The organism is Flavobacterium swingsii (genome assembly GCF_900111965.1).
GTDB lineage: Bacteria > Bacteroidota > Bacteroidia > Flavobacteriales > Flavobacteriaceae > Flavobacterium > Flavobacterium swingsii.
Genome location: NZ_FOJT01000001.1, coordinates 1 through 19,056 on the forward strand (window position 1 = coordinate 1; position 19,056 = coordinate 19,056).

General features: G+C 33.5%; 16 protein-coding genes and 1 tRNA gene. 7 read left to right on the forward strand and 10 right to left on the reverse strand.

The annotated features are described in order from the left end of the window. Positions 1–653: 653 nt before the first annotated feature. The 7 genes from thrS to BM053_RS00035 all read left to right on the forward strand — a co-directional run bounded on the left by thrS (position 654) and on the right by BM053_RS00035 (position 9,961). Positions 654–2,600 carry a threonine--tRNA ligase gene (thrS, locus tag BM053_RS00005; RefSeq protein WP_091472473.1) on the forward strand — a complete coding sequence of 649 codons (1,947 nt, stop codon included), beginning with the start codon at positions 654–656 and terminating at the stop codon, positions 2,598–2,600. A gap of 22 nt (positions 2,601–2,622) precedes the next feature. Next, on the forward strand, positions 2,623–3,171 hold the full coding sequence (gene infC / locus BM053_RS00010) for a translation initiation factor IF-3 (RefSeq protein WP_071948519.1): 549 nt from the start codon (positions 2,623–2,625) through the stop codon (positions 3,169–3,171). Between the two features lie 79 nt (positions 3,172–3,250). After that, positions 3,251–3,448, forward strand: coding sequence for a 50S ribosomal protein L35 (gene rpmI / locus BM053_RS00015; protein ID WP_022827375.1), 198 nt, complete (start codon positions 3,251–3,253; stop codon positions 3,446–3,448). A 133-nt stretch (positions 3,449–3,581) separates the two neighbouring features. Next, complete coding sequence (gene rplT / locus BM053_RS00020) at positions 3,582–3,926, forward strand: 50S ribosomal protein L20 (RefSeq protein WP_091472477.1); 345 nt, start codon at positions 3,582–3,584, stop codon at positions 3,924–3,926. A gap of 271 nt (positions 3,927–4,197) precedes the next feature. Beyond that, complete coding sequence (locus BM053_RS00025; protein ID WP_091472480.1) at positions 4,198–7,116, forward strand: M16 family metallopeptidase; 2,919 nt, start codon at positions 4,198–4,200, stop codon at positions 7,114–7,116. A 189-nt stretch (positions 7,117–7,305) separates the two neighbouring features. Further along, entirely contained in the window at positions 7,306–9,165 is a 1,860-nt protein-coding gene (locus BM053_RS00030; RefSeq protein ID WP_091472483.1) for a M61 family metallopeptidase, read from the forward strand. 85 nt (positions 9,166–9,250) lie between these two features. After that, a complete protein-coding gene (locus tag BM053_RS00035) occupies positions 9,251–9,961 on the forward strand; it encodes a DUF4369 domain-containing protein (RefSeq protein WP_091472486.1) in 711 nt (236 codons plus the stop codon). A gap of 172 nt (positions 9,962–10,133) precedes the next feature. Here the strand turns inward: BM053_RS00035 and BM053_RS00040 are convergent. The 10 genes from BM053_RS00040 to porQ all read right to left on the reverse strand — a co-directional run bounded on the left by BM053_RS00040 (position 10,134) and on the right by porQ (position 19,025). Next, positions 10,134–10,207: transfer RNA gene (locus tag BM053_RS00040), tRNA-Thr, on the reverse strand. A 79-nt stretch (positions 10,208–10,286) separates the two neighbouring features. Continuing rightward, on the reverse strand, positions 10,287–10,553 hold the full coding sequence (locus BM053_RS00045; protein WP_091472489.1) for a hypothetical protein: 267 nt from the start codon (positions 10,551–10,553) through the stop codon (positions 10,287–10,289). 82 nt (positions 10,554–10,635) lie between these two features. Further along, on the reverse strand, positions 10,636–11,604 hold the full coding sequence (locus BM053_RS00050; RefSeq protein ID WP_091472492.1) for a type I phosphomannose isomerase catalytic subunit: 969 nt from the start codon (positions 11,602–11,604) through the stop codon (positions 10,636–10,638). 230 nt (positions 11,605–11,834) lie between these two features. Next, complete coding sequence (locus BM053_RS00055; protein ID WP_091472495.1) at positions 11,835–12,293, reverse strand: peroxiredoxin; 459 nt, start codon at positions 12,291–12,293, stop codon at positions 11,835–11,837. Next, complete coding sequence (locus tag BM053_RS00060) at positions 12,293–12,703, reverse strand: 6-pyruvoyl trahydropterin synthase family protein (protein WP_091472498.1); 411 nt, start codon at positions 12,701–12,703, stop codon at positions 12,293–12,295. The genes BM053_RS00055 and BM053_RS00060 overlap by 1 nt, the downstream gene beginning before the upstream one ends. 65 nt (positions 12,704–12,768) lie before the next feature. Beyond that, a complete protein-coding gene (gene idi, locus BM053_RS00065) occupies positions 12,769–13,296 on the reverse strand; it encodes an isopentenyl-diphosphate Delta-isomerase (protein ID WP_091472501.1) in 528 nt (175 codons plus the stop codon). 267 nt (positions 13,297–13,563) lie between these two features. Further along, on the reverse strand, positions 13,564–15,354 hold the full coding sequence (gene rpsA, locus BM053_RS00070) for a 30S ribosomal protein S1 (protein ID WP_091472504.1): 1,791 nt from the start codon (positions 15,352–15,354) through the stop codon (positions 13,564–13,566). Between the two features lie 476 nt (positions 15,355–15,830). Then, positions 15,831–17,084: a nucleoside permease gene (locus BM053_RS00075; RefSeq protein WP_091472506.1), complete on the reverse strand. Its 1,254-nt coding sequence runs from the start codon at positions 17,082–17,084 to the stop codon at positions 15,831–15,833. A gap of 84 nt (positions 17,085–17,168) precedes the next feature. Beyond that, positions 17,169–17,849, reverse strand: a complete 681-nt coding sequence (gene cmk / locus BM053_RS00080) for a (d)CMP kinase (protein ID WP_091473716.1) — start codon at positions 17,847–17,849, stop codon at positions 17,169–17,171. A 144-nt stretch (positions 17,850–17,993) separates the two neighbouring features. Beyond that, positions 17,994–19,025, reverse strand: coding sequence for a type IX secretion system protein PorQ (gene porQ / locus BM053_RS00085; RefSeq protein WP_091472508.1), 1,032 nt, complete (start codon positions 19,023–19,025; stop codon positions 17,994–17,996). Positions 19,026–19,056: the final 31 nt, after the last annotated feature.

Genomic DNA, 19,056 nt, shown 5'->3' on the forward strand with positions numbered 1-19,056 from the left:
TTTTCCGTTTTCTTATCGTTTCTCAACCAGTCTTTCAATGAACTTACTCTCTTGCGGGCTGCAAAGGTAATCGCTTTTTATCGTTTTCCAAATCTTTTTATAAAAATTTTCGTTTTATTTTTTTAGACCCTTTTTTCAATATATTTCGATGAACTTCTCTGCCAATGCGGGTGCAAAAGTAACACTTCTTTTCAATCTCACAAGTGCTTTTTTAATCTTTTTTGAAAGTATTTTTTAGTGCTTTGGTTTTCTGGAAGTTAGAATGAAAAGTTTTTTTAGTTGTTTCTCACAAAGCCCCTATCACCCAATTTATTTCAACCCTATAAGGCAAATAAGAACATGCAAGACTTGCTCCTTATATATTATATTGGCTTTTTGGAACGCGGATTACGCGGATTTATTTAGTTTGTGAGGAATTTTGAAAGGTTGAATGTTGAATAACCAATATTGAACATGATGTTCTCTGCGTGAGGGATAGTAGTGGAAAGCCCACAGTCTCGTCTTTCGGGACGAGACGAGGACTTGGAACGGATAGCCCGACCCGAAGCTTTTGCGAAGGGCCACGCCCAAAAAATAAAAAACAGAAAACATACCTTATATATATTGTATGTTTTTTGCGAAACTGCTATATTTGCATTCACAAAATTATAATGATGATTAAGATTACATTACCTGATGGTTCGGTTAAAGAGTTTGAGAATGGCGTAACTCCTATGGATGTCGCTAAGAGTATTAGTGAAGGTTTGGCTAGAAACGTGATTTCGGCGGCTTTTAATAACAATACAGTAGAAACTTCGACGGAATTAACGACGGACGGTTCACTTATTTTATATACTTGGAATGATAAGGAAGGAAAGAAAGCTTTTTGGCATTCGACTTCGCATGTAATGGCACAAGTTTTGGAGGAAATGTATCCTGGCCTGAAATTAACTCTTGGCCCTGCGATTGACAATGGTTTTTATTATGATGTAGATTTTGGCAATACTAAAATTGTAGAAGCTGATTTCAAAAATATTGAGAATCGTATTCTAGAGATTTCGAAAGAAAAGCATGAATTTAAATTACACCCTGTTTCGAAAGCAGATGCTTTAGCATTATATAAGGACAATGAATATAAGACCGAACTAATTTCGAATTTGGAAGATGGTACGATTACTTTTTGTGATCATGCTACTTTTACCGATTTGTGTCGTGGTGGACATATTCCCAATACTGGAATTATTAAAGCTGTAAAAATCATGAGCATTGCTGGTGCTTACTGGCGTGGTGATGAGAAAAATAAACAATTGACTCGCGTTTACGGAACTTCGTTTCCTAAGCAAAAGGATTTGACTGATTATTTAGAGTTGCTTGAAGAAGCAAAACGTCGTGATCATAGGAAACTAGGTAAAGAATTAGAATTATTCGCTTTTTCTCAAAAAGTAGGTCAAGGTTTGCCATTGTGGTTACCTAAAGGTGCTGCTTTGAGAGATCGATTGGAACAATTTTTGAAAAAAGCTCAGAAAAAAGGTGGTTACGAGCAAGTGGTTACACCTCATATTGGTCAGAAAGAATTGTATGTTACTTCTGGACATTATGCAAAATACGGAGCAGATAGTTTTCAACCCATTTCAACTCCAGCTGAAGGTGAAGAGTTTTTGTTGAAACCTATGAACTGTCCTCACCACTGTGAAATATATAATGTAAGACCTTGGTCATATAAGGATTTACCAAAACGTTATGCAGAATTTGGAACTGTATATAGATACGAACAAAGTGGCGAATTGCACGGTTTAACTCGTGTTCGTGGATTTACTCAAGATGATGCACATATATTTTGTACACCAGATCAGTTAGATGAGGAATTCAAAAAAGTAATCGACCTTGTATTATATGTATTTGGTTCTTTAGGTTTTGAAAATTTTACAGCGCAAATATCATTACGTGATAAAGAAAATAGGGATAAGTATATAGGTAGCGACGAAAATTGGGAAAAAGCAGAAAATGCGATTATCAATGCTGCTCGTGATAAAAATTTAAATACAGTTATAGAATATGGCGAAGCGGCTTTTTATGGTCCTAAGCTAGACTTTATGGTTAAAGACGCTTTAGGCAGAAGCTGGCAATTGGGAACAATTCAGGTAGATTATAACTTACCTGAGCGTTTCGAATTGACATACAAAGGCTCTGACGACCAATTACACAGACCAGTAATGATTCACCGAGCGCCTTTTGGTTCGATGGAAAGATTTATAGCAATTTTACTAGAGCATACAGCAGGAAATTTCCCACTTTGGCTAATGCCAGAACAAGCTACAATCTTGTGTTTGAGTGATAAATATGAAATATATGCGAAAAAAGTTTTAAATCTGCTAGAAAATCACGAAATTCGCGCCCTAATTGACAACAGAAATGAGTCGATTGGAAGAAAAATTAGAGATGCAGAAATGCAAAAAACCCCGTTTATGCTGATTGTAGGCGAGGAAGAAGAGAAGAATAACACCATTTCTATACGTCGTCACGGACAAGAAGGAAAAGGAAATATTACGGTTACAATAGAAGAATTTGCTAGAATTGTAAACGATGAAATAAGCAAAACATTAAAAACATTTGAAGTTTAACTAAAAATTAAGAGCCATAGCAATTAGAAACAGTAGAGGTTACCAGCCTCGAGTAGAAAAAAAAGACGAACACAGAATAAACAACTTTATTCGTGTTCCAGAAGTACGTCTTGTAGGAGAAAATGTTGAGCCAGGAGTTATAAAAACTTCTGAAGCAATGAAACTTGCCGATCAATTAGAATTGGATTTAGTTGAAATTTCTCCAAACGCAGAACCGCCTGTGTGTAAGATTATGGACTATAAAAAGTTCGTTTACATGCAGAAGAAACGTGAAAAAGAGCTAAAAGCTAAATCTACTCAAATTGTAGTTAAAGAAATTCGTTTTGGCCCTCAAACAGATGAGCATGATTACGAATTTAAAAGAAAAAATGCCGAAAAGTTCCTTAAAGAAGGTTCTAAACTAAAAGCATTTGTATTCTTTAAAGGTCGTTCTATTATCTATAAAGATCAAGGGCAAATCTTATTATTAAGACTAGCAACAGATCTTGAAGAGCACGGTAAAGTAGAAGCTATGCCAGTTCTAGAAGGAAAAAGAATGATTATGTTTATTGCTCCGAAAAAGAAAAAATAAGTTATTCCTTCTCAAGTGAAAGCTTTAGAATTTATAGCAAAAAGATAGTAAGTAAGAATAAATTAAAAATCTAGGAAAAATGCCTAAAATGAAAACCAAATCTAGTGCCAAGAAACGATTTAAAGTTACTGGTTCTGGAAAGATTAAAAGAAAACACGCTTTTAAAAGTCATATTTTGACTAAAAAATCTAAAAAACGTAAATTAGCTTTGACACACTCAGCGTTAGTTCACAAAACAGATATGAAAAGCATCAAACAACAATTAAGAATTATCTAATCGACAATTTCCAATTGTCAATTAACCAAAAATAATTCTTTAGGTTAAAATTATTTAAAAATAACCTTGGAGTGGGCCATTAAGTACCTTCGATTTAATTCAGGTCGCCTTACTACAAAAAAACATTAAAATTATGCCAAGATCAGTAAATTCAGTTGCTAAAAGAGCAAGAAGAAAAAAGATAATGAAGCAAGCCAAAGGTTTCTTTGGTCGTCGTAAAAACGTTTGGACAGTTGCAAAAAATGCGGTGGAGAAAGCAATGTGCTACGCTTACCGTGATAGAAAAGTAAATAAGAGAAATTTCCGTGCATTATGGATTCAACGTATCAACGCTGGAGCAAGATTGGAAGGAATGTCTTATTCACAATTCATGGGGAAAATGAAAAAGCATGATATCGAATTGAACCGTAAAGTTCTTGCAGATTTAGCTATGAATCACCCAGTAGCTTTCAAAGCAATACTTAACAAAGTAAAATAAACGTTTTATCAACAATAAATTTATATTACTTACTATAAGAAAATCCCAGTCGAAAGATTGGGATTTTTTGTTTTTATACATCAGTTTTTTTTGGCGTTACCACAAGGGTCGGGCTTTCCGTTGCAATCTTTTTTTCGGAGAAAAACCTCAAAAAAGGATTTCCACTACAATCCCTAACGCAAAATCGATCTAAAAATCCAACCGCATTTTTAACATAACTTTCAGAAAATTACTATATCGTTTTCCTATTTTTGAGACAAACAAAAAACAAATGAAAATAATAATCTTAACCACTTGCTTAATGCTAGGTATCTCTACAATGAATGCACAAAAAATCACTACCGAAAAAAAGAAAGACTCCCAAGGTTACTCTTACGAAGTAGTAAAAAATGACAAAACTGGCGTTCGAGTTTACACATTACAAAACGGACTAAAAGTATATTTAGCACAAAATAAAGACGAACCAAGAATTCAAACTTATATTCCAGTAAGAACAGGTTCTAATAATGATCCCGCCGATAATACTGGATTGGCTCACTATTTAGAGCACATGGTTTTTAAGGGAACTAGCAAAATCGGAACTCAAAATTGGGAAATCGAGAAAGAACTAATAGCACAAATTTCCGATTTATACGAACAACACAAAGCAGAAACTGATCCAGAAAAGAAAAAAGCATTATACAAACGTATCGATGAAGTTTCGCAAGAAGCATCAAAATATTCGGTGGCAAATGAATATGACAAACTTATCTCTTCATTAGGAGCAAAAGGAACCAATGCCCACACTTGGCTAAACGAAACCGTTTACAAAAACAATATTCCAGCAAACGAACTAGAAAAATGGATGATTGTCGAAAAAGAACGTTTCTCAGAATTGGTTCTACGTCTTTTTCACACAGAATTAGAAGCAGTTTACGAAGAATACAACCGTGCACAAGACAACGACGGGCGTTTAGTAAATTCCCAATTAATGAAAGATTTGTTTCCAACAACACCTTACGGACAGCAAACAACGATTGGAAAATCAGAACACCTAAAAAATCCATCTATGGTGGCAATTCATAATTATTTCGACACTTATTATGTTCCTAATAATATGGCAGTTGTTTTAGTTGGTGATTTAGAGTTTGACAAAACCATCAAAATGGTTGATACTTATTTTGGAACAATGAAGTATAAGGAACTTCCAAAATTCAAATTAGTAGCTGAAAAACCAATGACATCAATCGTAAGAAGCGAAGTAAAAAGTCCAACCGCAGAACGATTAATGCTTGCTTGGAGAACTGCAGGAGCTGGTACAAAAGAAGCTTTGTTATCTGATATCACTTCTAGCATTTTATCAAATTCTGGTGACGTTGGTCTAATCGATAGTAATATCAATCAAAAACAATTGGCGTTAAGTGCTGGTGCATTTTCAACCGCTTTCAACGATTATGGTTACCAAGCTTTAACTTTATCCGCAAAAGATGGACAAACATTAGAAGATGGCGAAAAAATGTTACTTACCGAAATTGACAAAGTAAAAAAAGGAAACTTCGACGAAATGATGATTCCAGCTATCATTAATAATATGAAGCTAGATGTTATGAAAACTTTTGAAACTGGAGATGGCTTGGCAACTACAATTTACCAATCATTTATACAAGGTAGAAACTGGAGCGATATTATTGCAGAAACTGACGAAGCATCGAAAATTACTAAAGCTGATGTAGTACAATTTGCCAATGATTTTTACAAAAACAACTATGTTGCGGTATACAAAACCAAAGGTGTAAATGATAAATTAGTTCGTGTTTCTAATCCTGGCATCACTCCTATTCAACTAAACAGAGAGGCGCAATCAGAATTTTACAAAACATTTTCTAAAATAAATTCTGGAGATTTAGCACCTGTTTTTGTCGATTTCAAAAAAGAAATTCAAACTAAAAAGCTAAAAAATACAACAGTTAGTTTTGTGAAAAATAAAACTAATGAGATTGCTAAGCTGTATTATATTTTTAATATGGGTTCTGATAACAACAAAAAAACACCGTTGGCTATCGAAATGTTAGATTATCTAGGAACTGATACGATGAGTGTTGAAGATATTAAAAAAGAGTTTTACAAAATTGGAGTTAGCTATTCGGTAAGTGCCGGAAACGATTTAAGCTATATTTATCTTTCTGGTTTAGAAAGTAATTTACCAAAAGGAGTTGCCTTACTAGAAAACTTATTAAAAAATGTAAAACCAGACCAAGAAGTATATAATACAACGGTTACTACACTTTTGAACACTCGAAGCAATGCCAAAAAACGCAAAGAAAACATCATGAACGCATTGACAAATTATGCGAAATATGGGGCTAATTCTCGTTTTAGAGATATTGTTTCTGAAAAAGAGCTAAAAGAAATGAAAGCTTCGGAATTGACGGATTTGCTAAAAGACATCAACAATTACGAACATCAAATTTTCTTTTACGGAAACGATTTGAAACCAATTCTTGCTTCGTTAGAAAAAAATCATAATCTAAATGCAAACAAAGCCATTCCTATAGCAAAAGAATATGCAGAACCTGTAACACAAGACAAAGTATATTTTGCAAATTATGACATGGTGCAAACCGAAATGACTAGAGTTGCAAAAGGCGAAAAATACAATTTTGCCAATTCAGGAACGGTAAATGTTTTTAATAACTACTTTGGTTCTGGATTATCATCTATCGTTTTTCAAGAAATTAGAGAATCTAAATCGCTTGCTTATTCTGCAAATGCCATTTACAGAATGCCTGCCAACAAAATTCTAAGCGATTATATGCAAGTTTCTATTGGTACGCAAGCCAACAAATTACCACAAGCGGTTGATGCTATTTCGGTTTTACTAAACGAAATGCCAAAAATAGAAAGACAATTTAACAACGCAAAAGAGTCCAGTTTAAAGCAAATTGCTTCTGCAAGAATAGGTAAAACAAATATTTTCTTTACCCAATTAGCGCTCAAAAAACTAGGTTTCGATTATGATAACCGAAGCGATATCTACAAAAATATTCAGAATCTTACTCTAGAAAACACTACTGATTTCTTTAATAAAGAAGTAAAAACCAAAAAATACAATACTGCTATTATTGGTAAAAAAGAAAGTTTAGATTTTGAAGCCTTAAAAAAATTAGGAACAATTGAAGAAGTTACATTAGAAGAAGTTTTTAATTATTAATGAGAACTGTTTTATCAATATAATTTAATCTTATTTTATAAAAAAATCCCAATCGAAAGGTTGGGATTTTTGTTTATTATTTAAGTCAAAAATCTAATTGAAACAATGAAATTGTTAAATAATACTATTTAAACGTAACTTTTTTTTACTTTTATAGACTTATATAAGAAACTTTCAAATTAGAAATTAATGAAAAAAATAATTTATACACTTGCTTTTGCGAGTGTAATACTAGGTTGCAAAACAGGACAAACAAGCTCAACGACTGTAAATCCTGAAGTTAATGTTTCTATCGATTTAAATACTATCAAAGATGATAAAGTAATGGTAACATTATTGCCAACGCCAACTAATCTCGATATAGTAACTTTTAGTATTCCAAAAACAGTTCCTGGAACTTACTCTACAGATAATTACGGAAAATATATCGAAAATGTAAAGGCTTTTGATGCCAAAGGAAATGAATTAGTTTTAACAAAAATTGATGAAAATTCTTGGAAAATTACCAACGCTAAAAAACTACAAAAAGTAACCTATTGGGTAAATGACACTTATGATACCGAAACTGGTGGTGGCGATTTTGGTGGTGGAGATGTATTCTCACCAGCAGGAACAAACATTTCGCCTGAAAATTTTATGCTAAACACACACGGATTTGTAGGTTATTTTTCAGATAAATTAGAAGTTCCATACACTACAACTATTTCGCATGCTGCAACCTTATTTGGAGCAACTTCTATGACTGATACAGATGCGAGCAGCACACAAGATGTCTATAAATCTTACCGTTATGCGGATTTAGTAGAACACCCAATCATGTATTCTAAGCCCGATTACGCAACTTTTAAGGTTGATGATATGGAAATCTTAATCAGTCTTTACTCGCCAAACGGAGCTTATAAAGTAGCCGATATTGCTCCAGCAATGGAAACCATGATGCGTGCACAAAAGAAGTTTCTAGGTGCCATAAATAGCACTAAAAAATATGCTGTTTTATTGTATTTATCTGACATGAAAAAAGCTGATGCAAAAGGTTTTGGAGCATTAGAACACCCAACATCAACAACAGTTGTCATGCCAGAAATGATGCCAAAAGAAGCCATGGCAGAACAGCTTAAAGATGTGGTTTCCCACGAATTTTTTCATATTGTAACACCACTTGGAGTTCACTCTAAAGAAATTCAGTATTTTGATTTTAATGCACCTAAAATGTCTAAACATTTGTGGATGTATGAAGGTGTAACCGAATATTTTGCAAATTTATTTCAAGTAAATCAAGGATTAATCTCGGAAGAAGATTTTTACAATCGTATGTCAGAGAAGGTAAGCAATGCTTCAGCAATGAACGACACCATGCCATTTACAACCATGAGTTCAAATGTTTTAGACAAACCATACAAAGACCAATACTTAAATGTATATGAAAAAGGAGCATTAATTGGTATGTGTTTGGATATTATTATAAGAGAAAACAGCAATGGCGAAAGAGGAATTTTAGATTTAATGCAAAAATTGACTAACGAATATGGTGTAACAAAACCGTTTAATGATGAGGAATTATTCGACAAAATAGTTTCATTTACTTATCCTGAAGTAAAAATATTTTTAGAAACTTATGTAAGTGGTCCTACTCCTATTCCTTACGATAAATATTTCGCAAAAGTTGGCGTAACACAATCTAAACGTAAAATTCCAGGAAATGTATTCTTAAAAGGACAAGTGCCTTATATTACCGTAAATCAGGAAACAAAAGAAATAATGGTACTTCCTTCGATCGAATTACCATCATTTTATGCTACTTTAGGAATAAAAAATGGTGATATTCTAAAATCAGTAAATGATACAAATTATAATCTAGACAATATCTACGACTTAATCATGGTAAGCCAAAATTGGAAAGAAAACGACGCTATTACTGTAAAAATAAAGCGAGACGGAAAAGAAAGTGAACTAAAAGGTACAGTAAAATTACCTTATGATGAAGCAGAAGGATTACAAGCCACTGATGCAAGTAAAAATACTATTAAAAATGCTTGGTTAAAAGGTTAATAACTGAAATTATAAATAATATAAATCCTCATTTTGTACTGCAAATTGAGGATTTTTTTATTATTTTGCGGCAAATTAAAATATGATGAACAAAATAATTATTGCACTATTATCTATCACAATGCTTACTTCTTGTGGTGACGAAAAAAAATCGGAAAACACCTTAGAAATCACAGGGAATATAAAAGGTCTTAAAAAAGGGAAATTATACATTCAGAGAGTACAAGACTCTACACTGGTTGTTCTTGACAGTATTATTATAAACGGAAAATCTACTTTCGAAAGTACAATAAAACTAGATTCGCCAGAAATGTTATATCTATATGTTGATCGTGGTGTTTCAAATTCAATCGATAATAATCTGTTGTTCTTTGCAGAACCTGGAAAAATGAATATTGATACTGATTTAGAATTTTTCTTAGCCAAAGCTAAAATCACTGGTTCAAAAAACCAAGAACTTTATGAGCAATACAAAGACATTATTTCTAAATTTAATGACCAACAATTAGATTATCTAAAAGATGAATTATTAGCACTAAAAGCAAAAAAAGATATCTCAGAAGAAAACACTAAAAAACAAGATGCTCTTTTAAAACGTAGGTATTTATATGCTGGAAACTTTGCCTTAACAAATGCGAATTACGAAGTGGCACCTTATATCGTTTTGACTGATATTTATGATATTAATATTAAATATCTAGATACAATTGCAAAATCGATGTCACCTAAAGTAGCAAAATCTAAATACGGAAAGAAATTGAATGATTATCTAGCTGAAAGAAAAAAGCAAGAGTAGTTTTTTTCTGAACCTTTATAAAAAGGCACAAAGTTCACATAATATAGTTTGTGAACTTTGTGCCTTTTTTCTTTGTGTATTTTGTGGTTAAATTAAAAAATATTGAAGTTGAACACGAAGGTTTAAAAACAAAAAAACCATCACAAGTAAATGTGATGGTTTTTACAAAAAGAGCCGGCGGAGGGACTCGAACCCACGACCTGCTGATTACAAATCAGCTGCTCTAGCCAACTGAGCTACGCTGGCGACTTTAATTCTGGTGCAAATATAATTCTGAAATTCTAATTTCCAAAATAAATTAGCACTTTTTTGCAATTATTTTTAACTATAATGCGTTGATTTTTTCAACCATTTGATTTGCAACTTGTTCCAATTCTACATTGATTTGTTTGAAGTGTGCTTTTTTGTTTTCAACGTTTTTTGCGTTTACTTTTACAATTAAAGCATCAAAAGCTGCAATAGCTTGATCGATTAAACCGTTTGTAGCATCTGTAGGTTTTCCTGTAGTTGTCATTTCGTACAAGTAAACTGCTTCAATAATATCTCCTAATACGTAGTTGATGTCTTTTTTTAAATTCTTAACGTTTGCCATTTTATTTTATTTTTGAAATTTTATTATTCTATTGAATGTTATAATTCGGGTGCAAAAGTACGCATAATCTTTATAATATAGACTATGAAATGTAAATTTCTAATACAGATGCTTTTCCAACCAAAATATAATCCGTAATTACTGCCGGAAGTAGTACTGTTTCTCCTTTTTTGAATGATTGTTTTTCTTTGTTGTAAACCAAATCGAATTCACCTTCAATACACATAAATACCTTAAATGAGTTTGAATTTTCTTTAAAAGTCATTTCTCCATCGAGCGGAATAAAATTAGTCGTGAAATAAGGGCAATTTACCGCTTCATTTGAAGTGTTAGTTGTTTTATTGTACTTTTTCTTTACTTCAACTTTATTGTAGTTTATAGCTTCAAGAGCCATACTTATATGTAGCTCTCTTGCATTTCCATTTGCATCTAACCTGTCCCAATCGTAAACTCGATAGGTAATGTCTGAGGTTTGCTGAATCTCAGCTATAACAATCCCTGCTCCTATGGCATGAATTGTACCTGTTTCAAGAAAAAACACATCTCCTTTTTTAACTGGAATTTCTTCTAGAATTGTGGTCAATGTTTTATTTTCTAAATGTTGTAAATATTCATCTGATGAGGATCCTTCTTTAAATCCTAAGATTACTCTAGCTCCTTCATCGGCTTGCATAACATACCACATTTCGGTTTTTCCGAAGGAATTGTGGCGTTTTTTTGCTAACTCATCATTGGGATGTAGTTGTATTGATAAGTCTTCACGAGCATCTAGAAATTTAAATAACAAAGGGAATTGTTTGCCAAATTGCTCGTAAACTTTTTTTCCTAATATTTCTTCAGGATATTTTTCTAGCAATTCGTTTAGTGTTTTTCCTTCTAGGAAACCATTTTTAATGACACTCACATCTCCTGAAACTGTTGATATTTCCCAACTTTCGCCTGTTGTTTGTGAGCTAATTTTTTTTCCGAGAATTGATTGTAACTTGATACCTCCCCAAATTCTATCTTTTAGAATGGGTTCGAAAACAAGCGGGTACCAATTTGTACTCATATTTATAATATTATTGTGCAAAAATGCAAAAAATTATTCAATTATCCCGAAAATTCGGGACTGATATCCCGAATTTTCGGGAGTGAAAATACTTTTTTGAGGTTTTTCTACGAAAAAAGATTACTTCACTTAACATTAATTTCAATTGGAGTTCAGTGAACTTCGTTCGCAATGACAGCAGGAAATAGGATTACCTAGAAAGCTCAAGCAATTACACTACTAAAAAATATTTATTTTAGTTTTTGGATTGCTTCGAGCGATTTGGGTATGTGTTGGCTAGCGTCCATGCTGTTGTAAACCATTTTTACGATGCCTTTTATATCTATTACATAGGTTACTCTTCCCGGAATTAGTCCTAACATGACACTAGGTACCCCAAAAAGTTTTCGGATACTTTTGTCGCTGTCTGACAATAGAATATAGGGCAATTTGTGATTTTGCGCGAATTTTTTGTGCGATTTTGTACTGTCACCACTTATCCCGATGACTTCGGCTCCCGCATTTTTTATGTCTTCATATTCATCTCTAAACGAACAGGCTTGTCTTGTGCAACCTGGTGTTTCGTCTTTTGGGTAAAAATATATTACTAATATTTTTTTGTACAGTACAGATTCAATATAAAAATCGTTTCCGTCTTGGTCTTTTGCTCCAAATATGGGCATTTTATCTCCTACTTTTAGTATTTCCATTATTCTCCTTTGTAGGTTACAAAATTGCGTGGTGTTTCGTATAATATTACTTCTAAATCCATTTCTGGGTTGATTTTTTTTCGAATTTTATTCCAAATCACGACTACTATATTTTCGGCAGTTGGATTTAAATCTTCAAATTCTGACACGTCGAGATTTAAGTTCTTGTGGTCAAATTTATCTTCTATCTCTTCTTTTATGATCTCTGAAAGCAATTTTACATCCATTACATAACCTGTTTCTGGGTCTATTTCGCCCGTAACACTTACGGTTAGGTCGTAATTATGTCCGTGAAAATTTGGATTGTTGCATTTTCCGAAAACGGCATCATTTTTTTCGAAAGTCCAATCTTTTCGATACAAACGATGAGCTGCATTAAAATGTGCTTTTCTGCTTATGGTTACTTTCATTCAATTTTAGATTTTAGACTTTAGATTTTAGATTTCTTACTGCGAAACCTAATACCTTTTAATCTCTATAGTTTATGATCTTCTAGGTAATGGTAAAATTCGTCGAAAATGATTTTGAACCAAACGGTATAAATATCTGGATTTAGATTCATATCCTTTTTAATGTTTTCGATACTCATCCATTTCCAACTTTCTACCTCATCGTTATTTATGATTGGTTCTTCGTTATAATAACCTATCATAACGTGATCTAGCTCATGCTCCGTAAGTCCATTATCGAAAGGTGCTTTGTATATAAAATGGAATAATTCTTTTAGTTGGGTTACAAAACCCATTTCTTCTTGCAAACGACGTGTTCCTGCCTGAATATTTGTTTCGTCTTCTCGCTGGTGACTGCAACAGGTATTTGTCCATAATAACGGAGAATGATACTTGTGGTGTGCACGTTGTTGCAACATGATTTCGTTCTTGCTATTTAGCACAAAAACGGAAAAAGCACGATGCAAAACTGCTTTTTCGTGTGCTTCGAGTTTTGGCATTAGCCCGATTACCTCATCTTTTTCGTTTACTAAGATTACCTTTTCTTCTGTCATACTTTTTTATTGCGTTGTAAAAATACAAAAAAAGAAGGGATTTTATAAAGGATTTTGAGTTTATGATAAGTTTAACTAGTGTTTGATATTTGGAATTATTTTACCGCAAAATAAAAGCATCTTTTTGTCATTCCGACGAAAGAGGAATCTCATAATCCAAATAACTTGATGAGATTCCTCCTTCGTCGGAATGACAGTTCTGGGAAAATAACTCACAAAAAAAGTCCCGATTACTCGGGACTTTCTATATTCAAAAAAACTAGAAAATTATTTTTTCTCTGATTTTTCCATTTTAGCTTTCAAAGCAGCCAATACATCATTATTATCTCCTAACGTTGCAGCAGCTGCATTGTTGTTAGATGAAGATGTGTTAGAGTTAGAATTGTTATCTGAAGCTGTTTTCACATTTTTCTCTTCTTCCTCACGGAAAATAGCAGTATGTGAAGCTACAACTCTTTTAAATTCTTTATTGAATTCGATAACTTTGAAGTCAGCAGTATCGCCTTTTTTCAATTTCTTACCATCTTCTTTTTCAAGGTGACGTGTAGGAATAAAAGCAACAACATCATCTCCAAAATCTACAGTAGCACCTTTTTCAACGATTTCAGCGATTTCACCGTTATGGATAGTTCCAACAGCAAAAGCAGCTTCATGTTTGTCCCAAGGATTTGCAGTAGTTTGTTTGTGACCTAAAGATAGTTTACGAGCATCTACATCAAGTTCTAGAACTACGATGTCTAATTTTTCACCTACAGTGATAAATTCTGATGGATGCTTGATTTTTTTAGTCCAAGATAAATCTGAAATATAAACCAATCCGTCGATTCCTTCTTCTAATTCTACGAAAATTCCGAAGTTTGTAAAGTTTCTAACTGTACCTGTATGTTTAGAACCTACTGGGTATTTAGAAGTAATATCTGTCCATGGATCTTGCGTCATTTGCTTGATACCAAGAGACATTTTACGTTCGCTTCTGTCAAGAGTTAAGATAACACCTTCAACGATATCACCAACTTTTACGAAATCTTGAGCAGAACGCAAGTGCGTAGACCATGACATTTCAGAAACGTGAATTAAACCTTCAACACCTTCAGCAACTTCGATAAATGCACCGTAATCAGCGATTACAACTACTTTACCTTTTACTTTGTCTCCAATTGCTAAGTTAGCATCTAGAGCATCCCATGGGTGAGCGTTTAATTGTTTTAATCCTAATTGAATTCTTGTTTTCTCATCATCGAAATCAAGGATTACAACATTTAATTTTTGATCTAATTCAAGAACTTCACTTGGATGGTTAATTCTAGACCAAGAAAGGTCAGTAATGTGAATTAATCCATCAACTCCACCTAAATCAATAAACACACCATAAGAAGTAATGTTTTTAACAACACCTTCTAATACTTGTCCTTTTTGTAATTGACCGATGATTTCTTTTTTCTGAACTTCGATATCCGCTTCGATAAGCGCTTTATGAGAAACAACAACATTCTTGAATTCGTGGTTGATTTTCACAACTTTAAATTCCATCATTTTGTTTACATACTGATCGTAATCTCTAATTGGTTTCACATCGATTTGAGATCCTGGTAAGAAAGCTTCAATACCAAAAACGTCAACGATCATACCACCTTTAGTTCTACATTTAACAAAACCGTTTACAATTTCTCCAGTTTCATTTGCAGAAATTACTCTATCCCATGCTTTGATAGTACGAGCTTTTCTGTGAGATAAAACAAGTTGTCCAGTTTTGTCTTCACGAATGTCGATTAAAACTTCAACTTTATCACCTACTTTAAGTGATGGATTGTAACGGAATTCGTTCAAAGAAATAACACCTTCAGATTTAGCGTTGATATCAACGATAACGTCTCTGTCAGTAATTCTAACAACTACACCTTCTACAACTTCCTCTTGATCCGTTGCGATAAATGTTTTTGCTACTAATTCTTCGAATTCTCTTAAGTTTGCTGCATCAACTGGATCTATTCCTTCAGAATAATTGTGCCAGTTAAAATCTGCTAAAAACTGTTCTTGTGATTTTAATGTTTCAGACATGCTGATAAAAATTTGTATTTTGTTTTTCGTGGGTTTCTTTACGCGATAGAAAAACAAAAGTGTTTTACATATAAATTTTTAATTTCCAAACGAAACCCTACTCTGCATTTTGGACTGCAAAAGTACTATTTTTTTATTTAATTGCAAATAGTTGACCAACTTATTATTAGGAGCAAGAAACTGTTCGCTTTTTAGGAAACATTCTCCCGCTTTCGCCTATATCTTTTTGTTTTATGCTTCGACAATCCCGATAGCTATCGGGACAGCATGACAAAACAAAAAGGATATTTGGCTCTATCGGGGCTATACAGCTTGTTAGTTTTTCTTAAGTAACGAAAAATCGGTCTCATTCTACACCTGACAGGTTTTAAAAACCTGTCAGGTGTAGAATGAGACATTACACTTTTTCAGAAAGCAAAAAACCTTTCAGTGTTTGAAAACTGAAAGGTTTGAATTATATTTTATTTTAAATAATCTTAGTGCACAATACTTTCCACATCTTTTGGGTTGTGTTTGTGCTTAAATAAAACTGCGAAAGCTATAGCAACTACAAGAGCATATCCTGCGAAAGCAAGCCAAATGTTGTGCCAATCTCTTTGTCCGTTAATTGTAAAATATTTATCAATTACAAATCCGCTAATTATTCCGCCAAAAAAAGCACCAAAACCATTAGACATCATCATAAATAATCCTTGAGCCGAAGAACGCATTTTAGAATCGGTTGTAGTTTCTACAAATAATGAACCTGAAATATTAAAGAAATCGAATGCCATTCCGTACACAACACAAGACATAATAATCATCCACAAACCATCTGTTGGATTTCCGTAAGCAAATAATCCGAAACGCAAAACCCAAGCCAACATACTAATTAACATCACTTGTTTGATACCAAAACGCTTTAAGAAAAACGGAATGGCAAGAATAAACAAGGTTTCAGATATTTGAGAAATCGACATAATTATAGTCGAATATTTAACTACGAATGAATCGGCATATTGAGGAACTTTAGCAAATTCCGATAAATAAGTATCTCCGTACATATTAGTTAATTGCAAAGCACCTCCTAAAAACATAGAGAAAATAAAAAACAATGCCATTTTGTATGTTCCAAATAACTTGAATGCATCTAATCCTAATTTTTTAAGAAATGAATCGCTTTCAGAGATTAATTTTTGCGGTGGACATTTAGGCAATGTGAATGAGTAAATTCCTAAAACCATTGCAGCAAAAGCAGAAATGTAAAACATATTTACAGATGCTTTATTTCCTGATAAATTTGTTAACCACATCGCAGCAATAAAACCTATTGTTCCCCAAACTCTAATTGGTGGAAAAACTTTTACGACGTCATATTTATTGTCTTTAAGAATATTGTATGCTACCGAATTAGATAATGAAATCGTTGGCATATAACACATCATAGCGGCAAAAATAACCCAATAAAAACTAGTTGGATTCTCAACTTGAGGTAAATAAGCAATCGCTAAACCACCTAAAATGTGAAGTATTCCGTATAATTTTTCGGCATTTATCCATTTATCGGCTATAATACCAGTAAGTGCTGGCATAAGAATAGAAGAAAGTCCTAAAGTAGAAAATATAGCTCCAAACTCTGCTCCGCTCCATTGTTTTGTAGCAAACCAATAGTTTCCAACCGTAATTAACCAAGCTCCCCAAACAAAAAACTGGAGAAAACTCATGATTGTTAATCTATTTTTTATGTTCATTTTTTAGTTTTTAAATTCGGTTAAGTATTTTTTTTTTTAGAATCGTAAAACTAACATAAAAAATAACTTTACAAATAAATTTTTCTAAATATTATTAACCAAATCAAGGACAACCTGAAATTGTTCTTCTCTAGACAAATGAGAATTGTCTATTTCGATAGCATCATCGGCCATAACAAGTGGGGAATCCTCACGATGGGTATCTATATAATCTCGTTGTTGGACATTTTCTAACACAGTTTCGTAGGAAACTGGCTGCCCTTTTTCGACCATTTCGTCATAACGGCGTTGGGCACGTGTTTGTGCGCTGGCTGTCATGAATATTTTGAGCTCTGCCTCTGGAAAAACTACGGTTCCTATATCACGACCGTCCATCACGATGCCTTTGTTTTTGCCCATTTCTTGTTGCTGCTCTACTAGTTTAGCTCTTACTTGCGATACTTCAGCGACTTTACTTACAAAACGAGACACTTCGATGGTGCGAATTTCATTTTCGACATTAACATCATTTAGATACATTTCGGCAAAGCCTAGATTTGGATTAAACTGAAATGTAAGTGTAATTTTAGACAAATCGTTTATTAGTGCTTGCTGATTAAATTCCTCGTGATTGATGTAGTTATTTTGCATTGCATAATAGGTTACGGCACGATACATCGCGCCAGTATCTACATATATATAGCCTAACTCTTTAGCTAATTGTTTGGCTAATGTGCTTTTTCCTGTTGAGGAAAATCCGTCGATGGCAATGGTTATTTTTTTCAATTTTTTAAAATGTTTAATAGAAGCCGAAAAGTTTGTATTTAGCCCCGATAGTAGTGAAAATCCCACGTTTTTTTTGCGTGGATTGTAACGGATAGCGGGAATATTGTTTCCTAAAACACCTTTTGTTTCTGCTTCAAAAAAAAATTATTTTTCGTTGTTATACAAATTGATAGTTAGTCCGAATAAGCTTGTATTGGCGGCTAATGTGTATCGTGAGTAGGAATAATCGAAGCGGAATTTTCGGAAACGGATTCCGAATCCTGCCGATATTCCTGAGAATGTTCGTTGTTCTAGGATTTTGAGTTCGGCGGCACGACGGAAATTATAACTTAATCGCAAACTAAAAGCTTTTTTCGGAAAAATTTCGGCGCCAAATATGACGTGCCTAAAGGTGTTTCCTAGAAATCCTACTTTTTCTTCGATTGCTTCTCCGTCGATAGTTTGTTGGCTTCTGGCTGGATTGGCAAAGGAAACGTTCCAATGTTGCAGATTTTCTAGCGTTAAGTGCCAGCGAACGGGTACGTTTTCTAGTTCTTGTGAGATTCCTGCAATGACTTCGAACGGTAATTTTTCTTTTGTCCCGTCGTAGCTTGTGATTTGTGTTCCGAAATTTCGAACTACGAGTCCGTAATTTATATCGTTTTTGTCATCGACATATAAAGCAGCTAAATCGGCAGCGACGCCAAATGAGTTATAACTTTCGAGTGTTGACGAAATGAATTTTGCGTTTCCACCGAGATATAATTTTGTCCAAGGAACATTATAAGCGTAACCTAATGATAGTGCTATTTCGCTTCCTGTAAATTGTCCTGTTGCTGCTCCGTACTCATCTCGGCCATCAAATTTTCCGTAATTTATATAGGTAATCCCGCCGTGTAATGTTTGTACATGTCTGTCATATGTATAAGCAAAAGCTCCTGTTCCGTAGGTCACATCGCCAAAATAGTTTCCGTAGTTTACAGCTAAACGTCCGTCCATTTCGGTATTTATACTCGCTGGATTAAATAATGGTTGATTGACATCGTAATCGTAATTTGTAATCGTTTTTCCTCCTAATGCGGCTTGTCGTGGCGAGGAAATTAGGTTTAGAAATTGATATACGCCTTGCCCTCCTATTTGACTATAAGTCGAAGTATAGATTGTAAATAATAAGAGAATTAGGTGTTTTTTTTGCATTTATTTTTGGCGTTTTGAAAACTATATAACG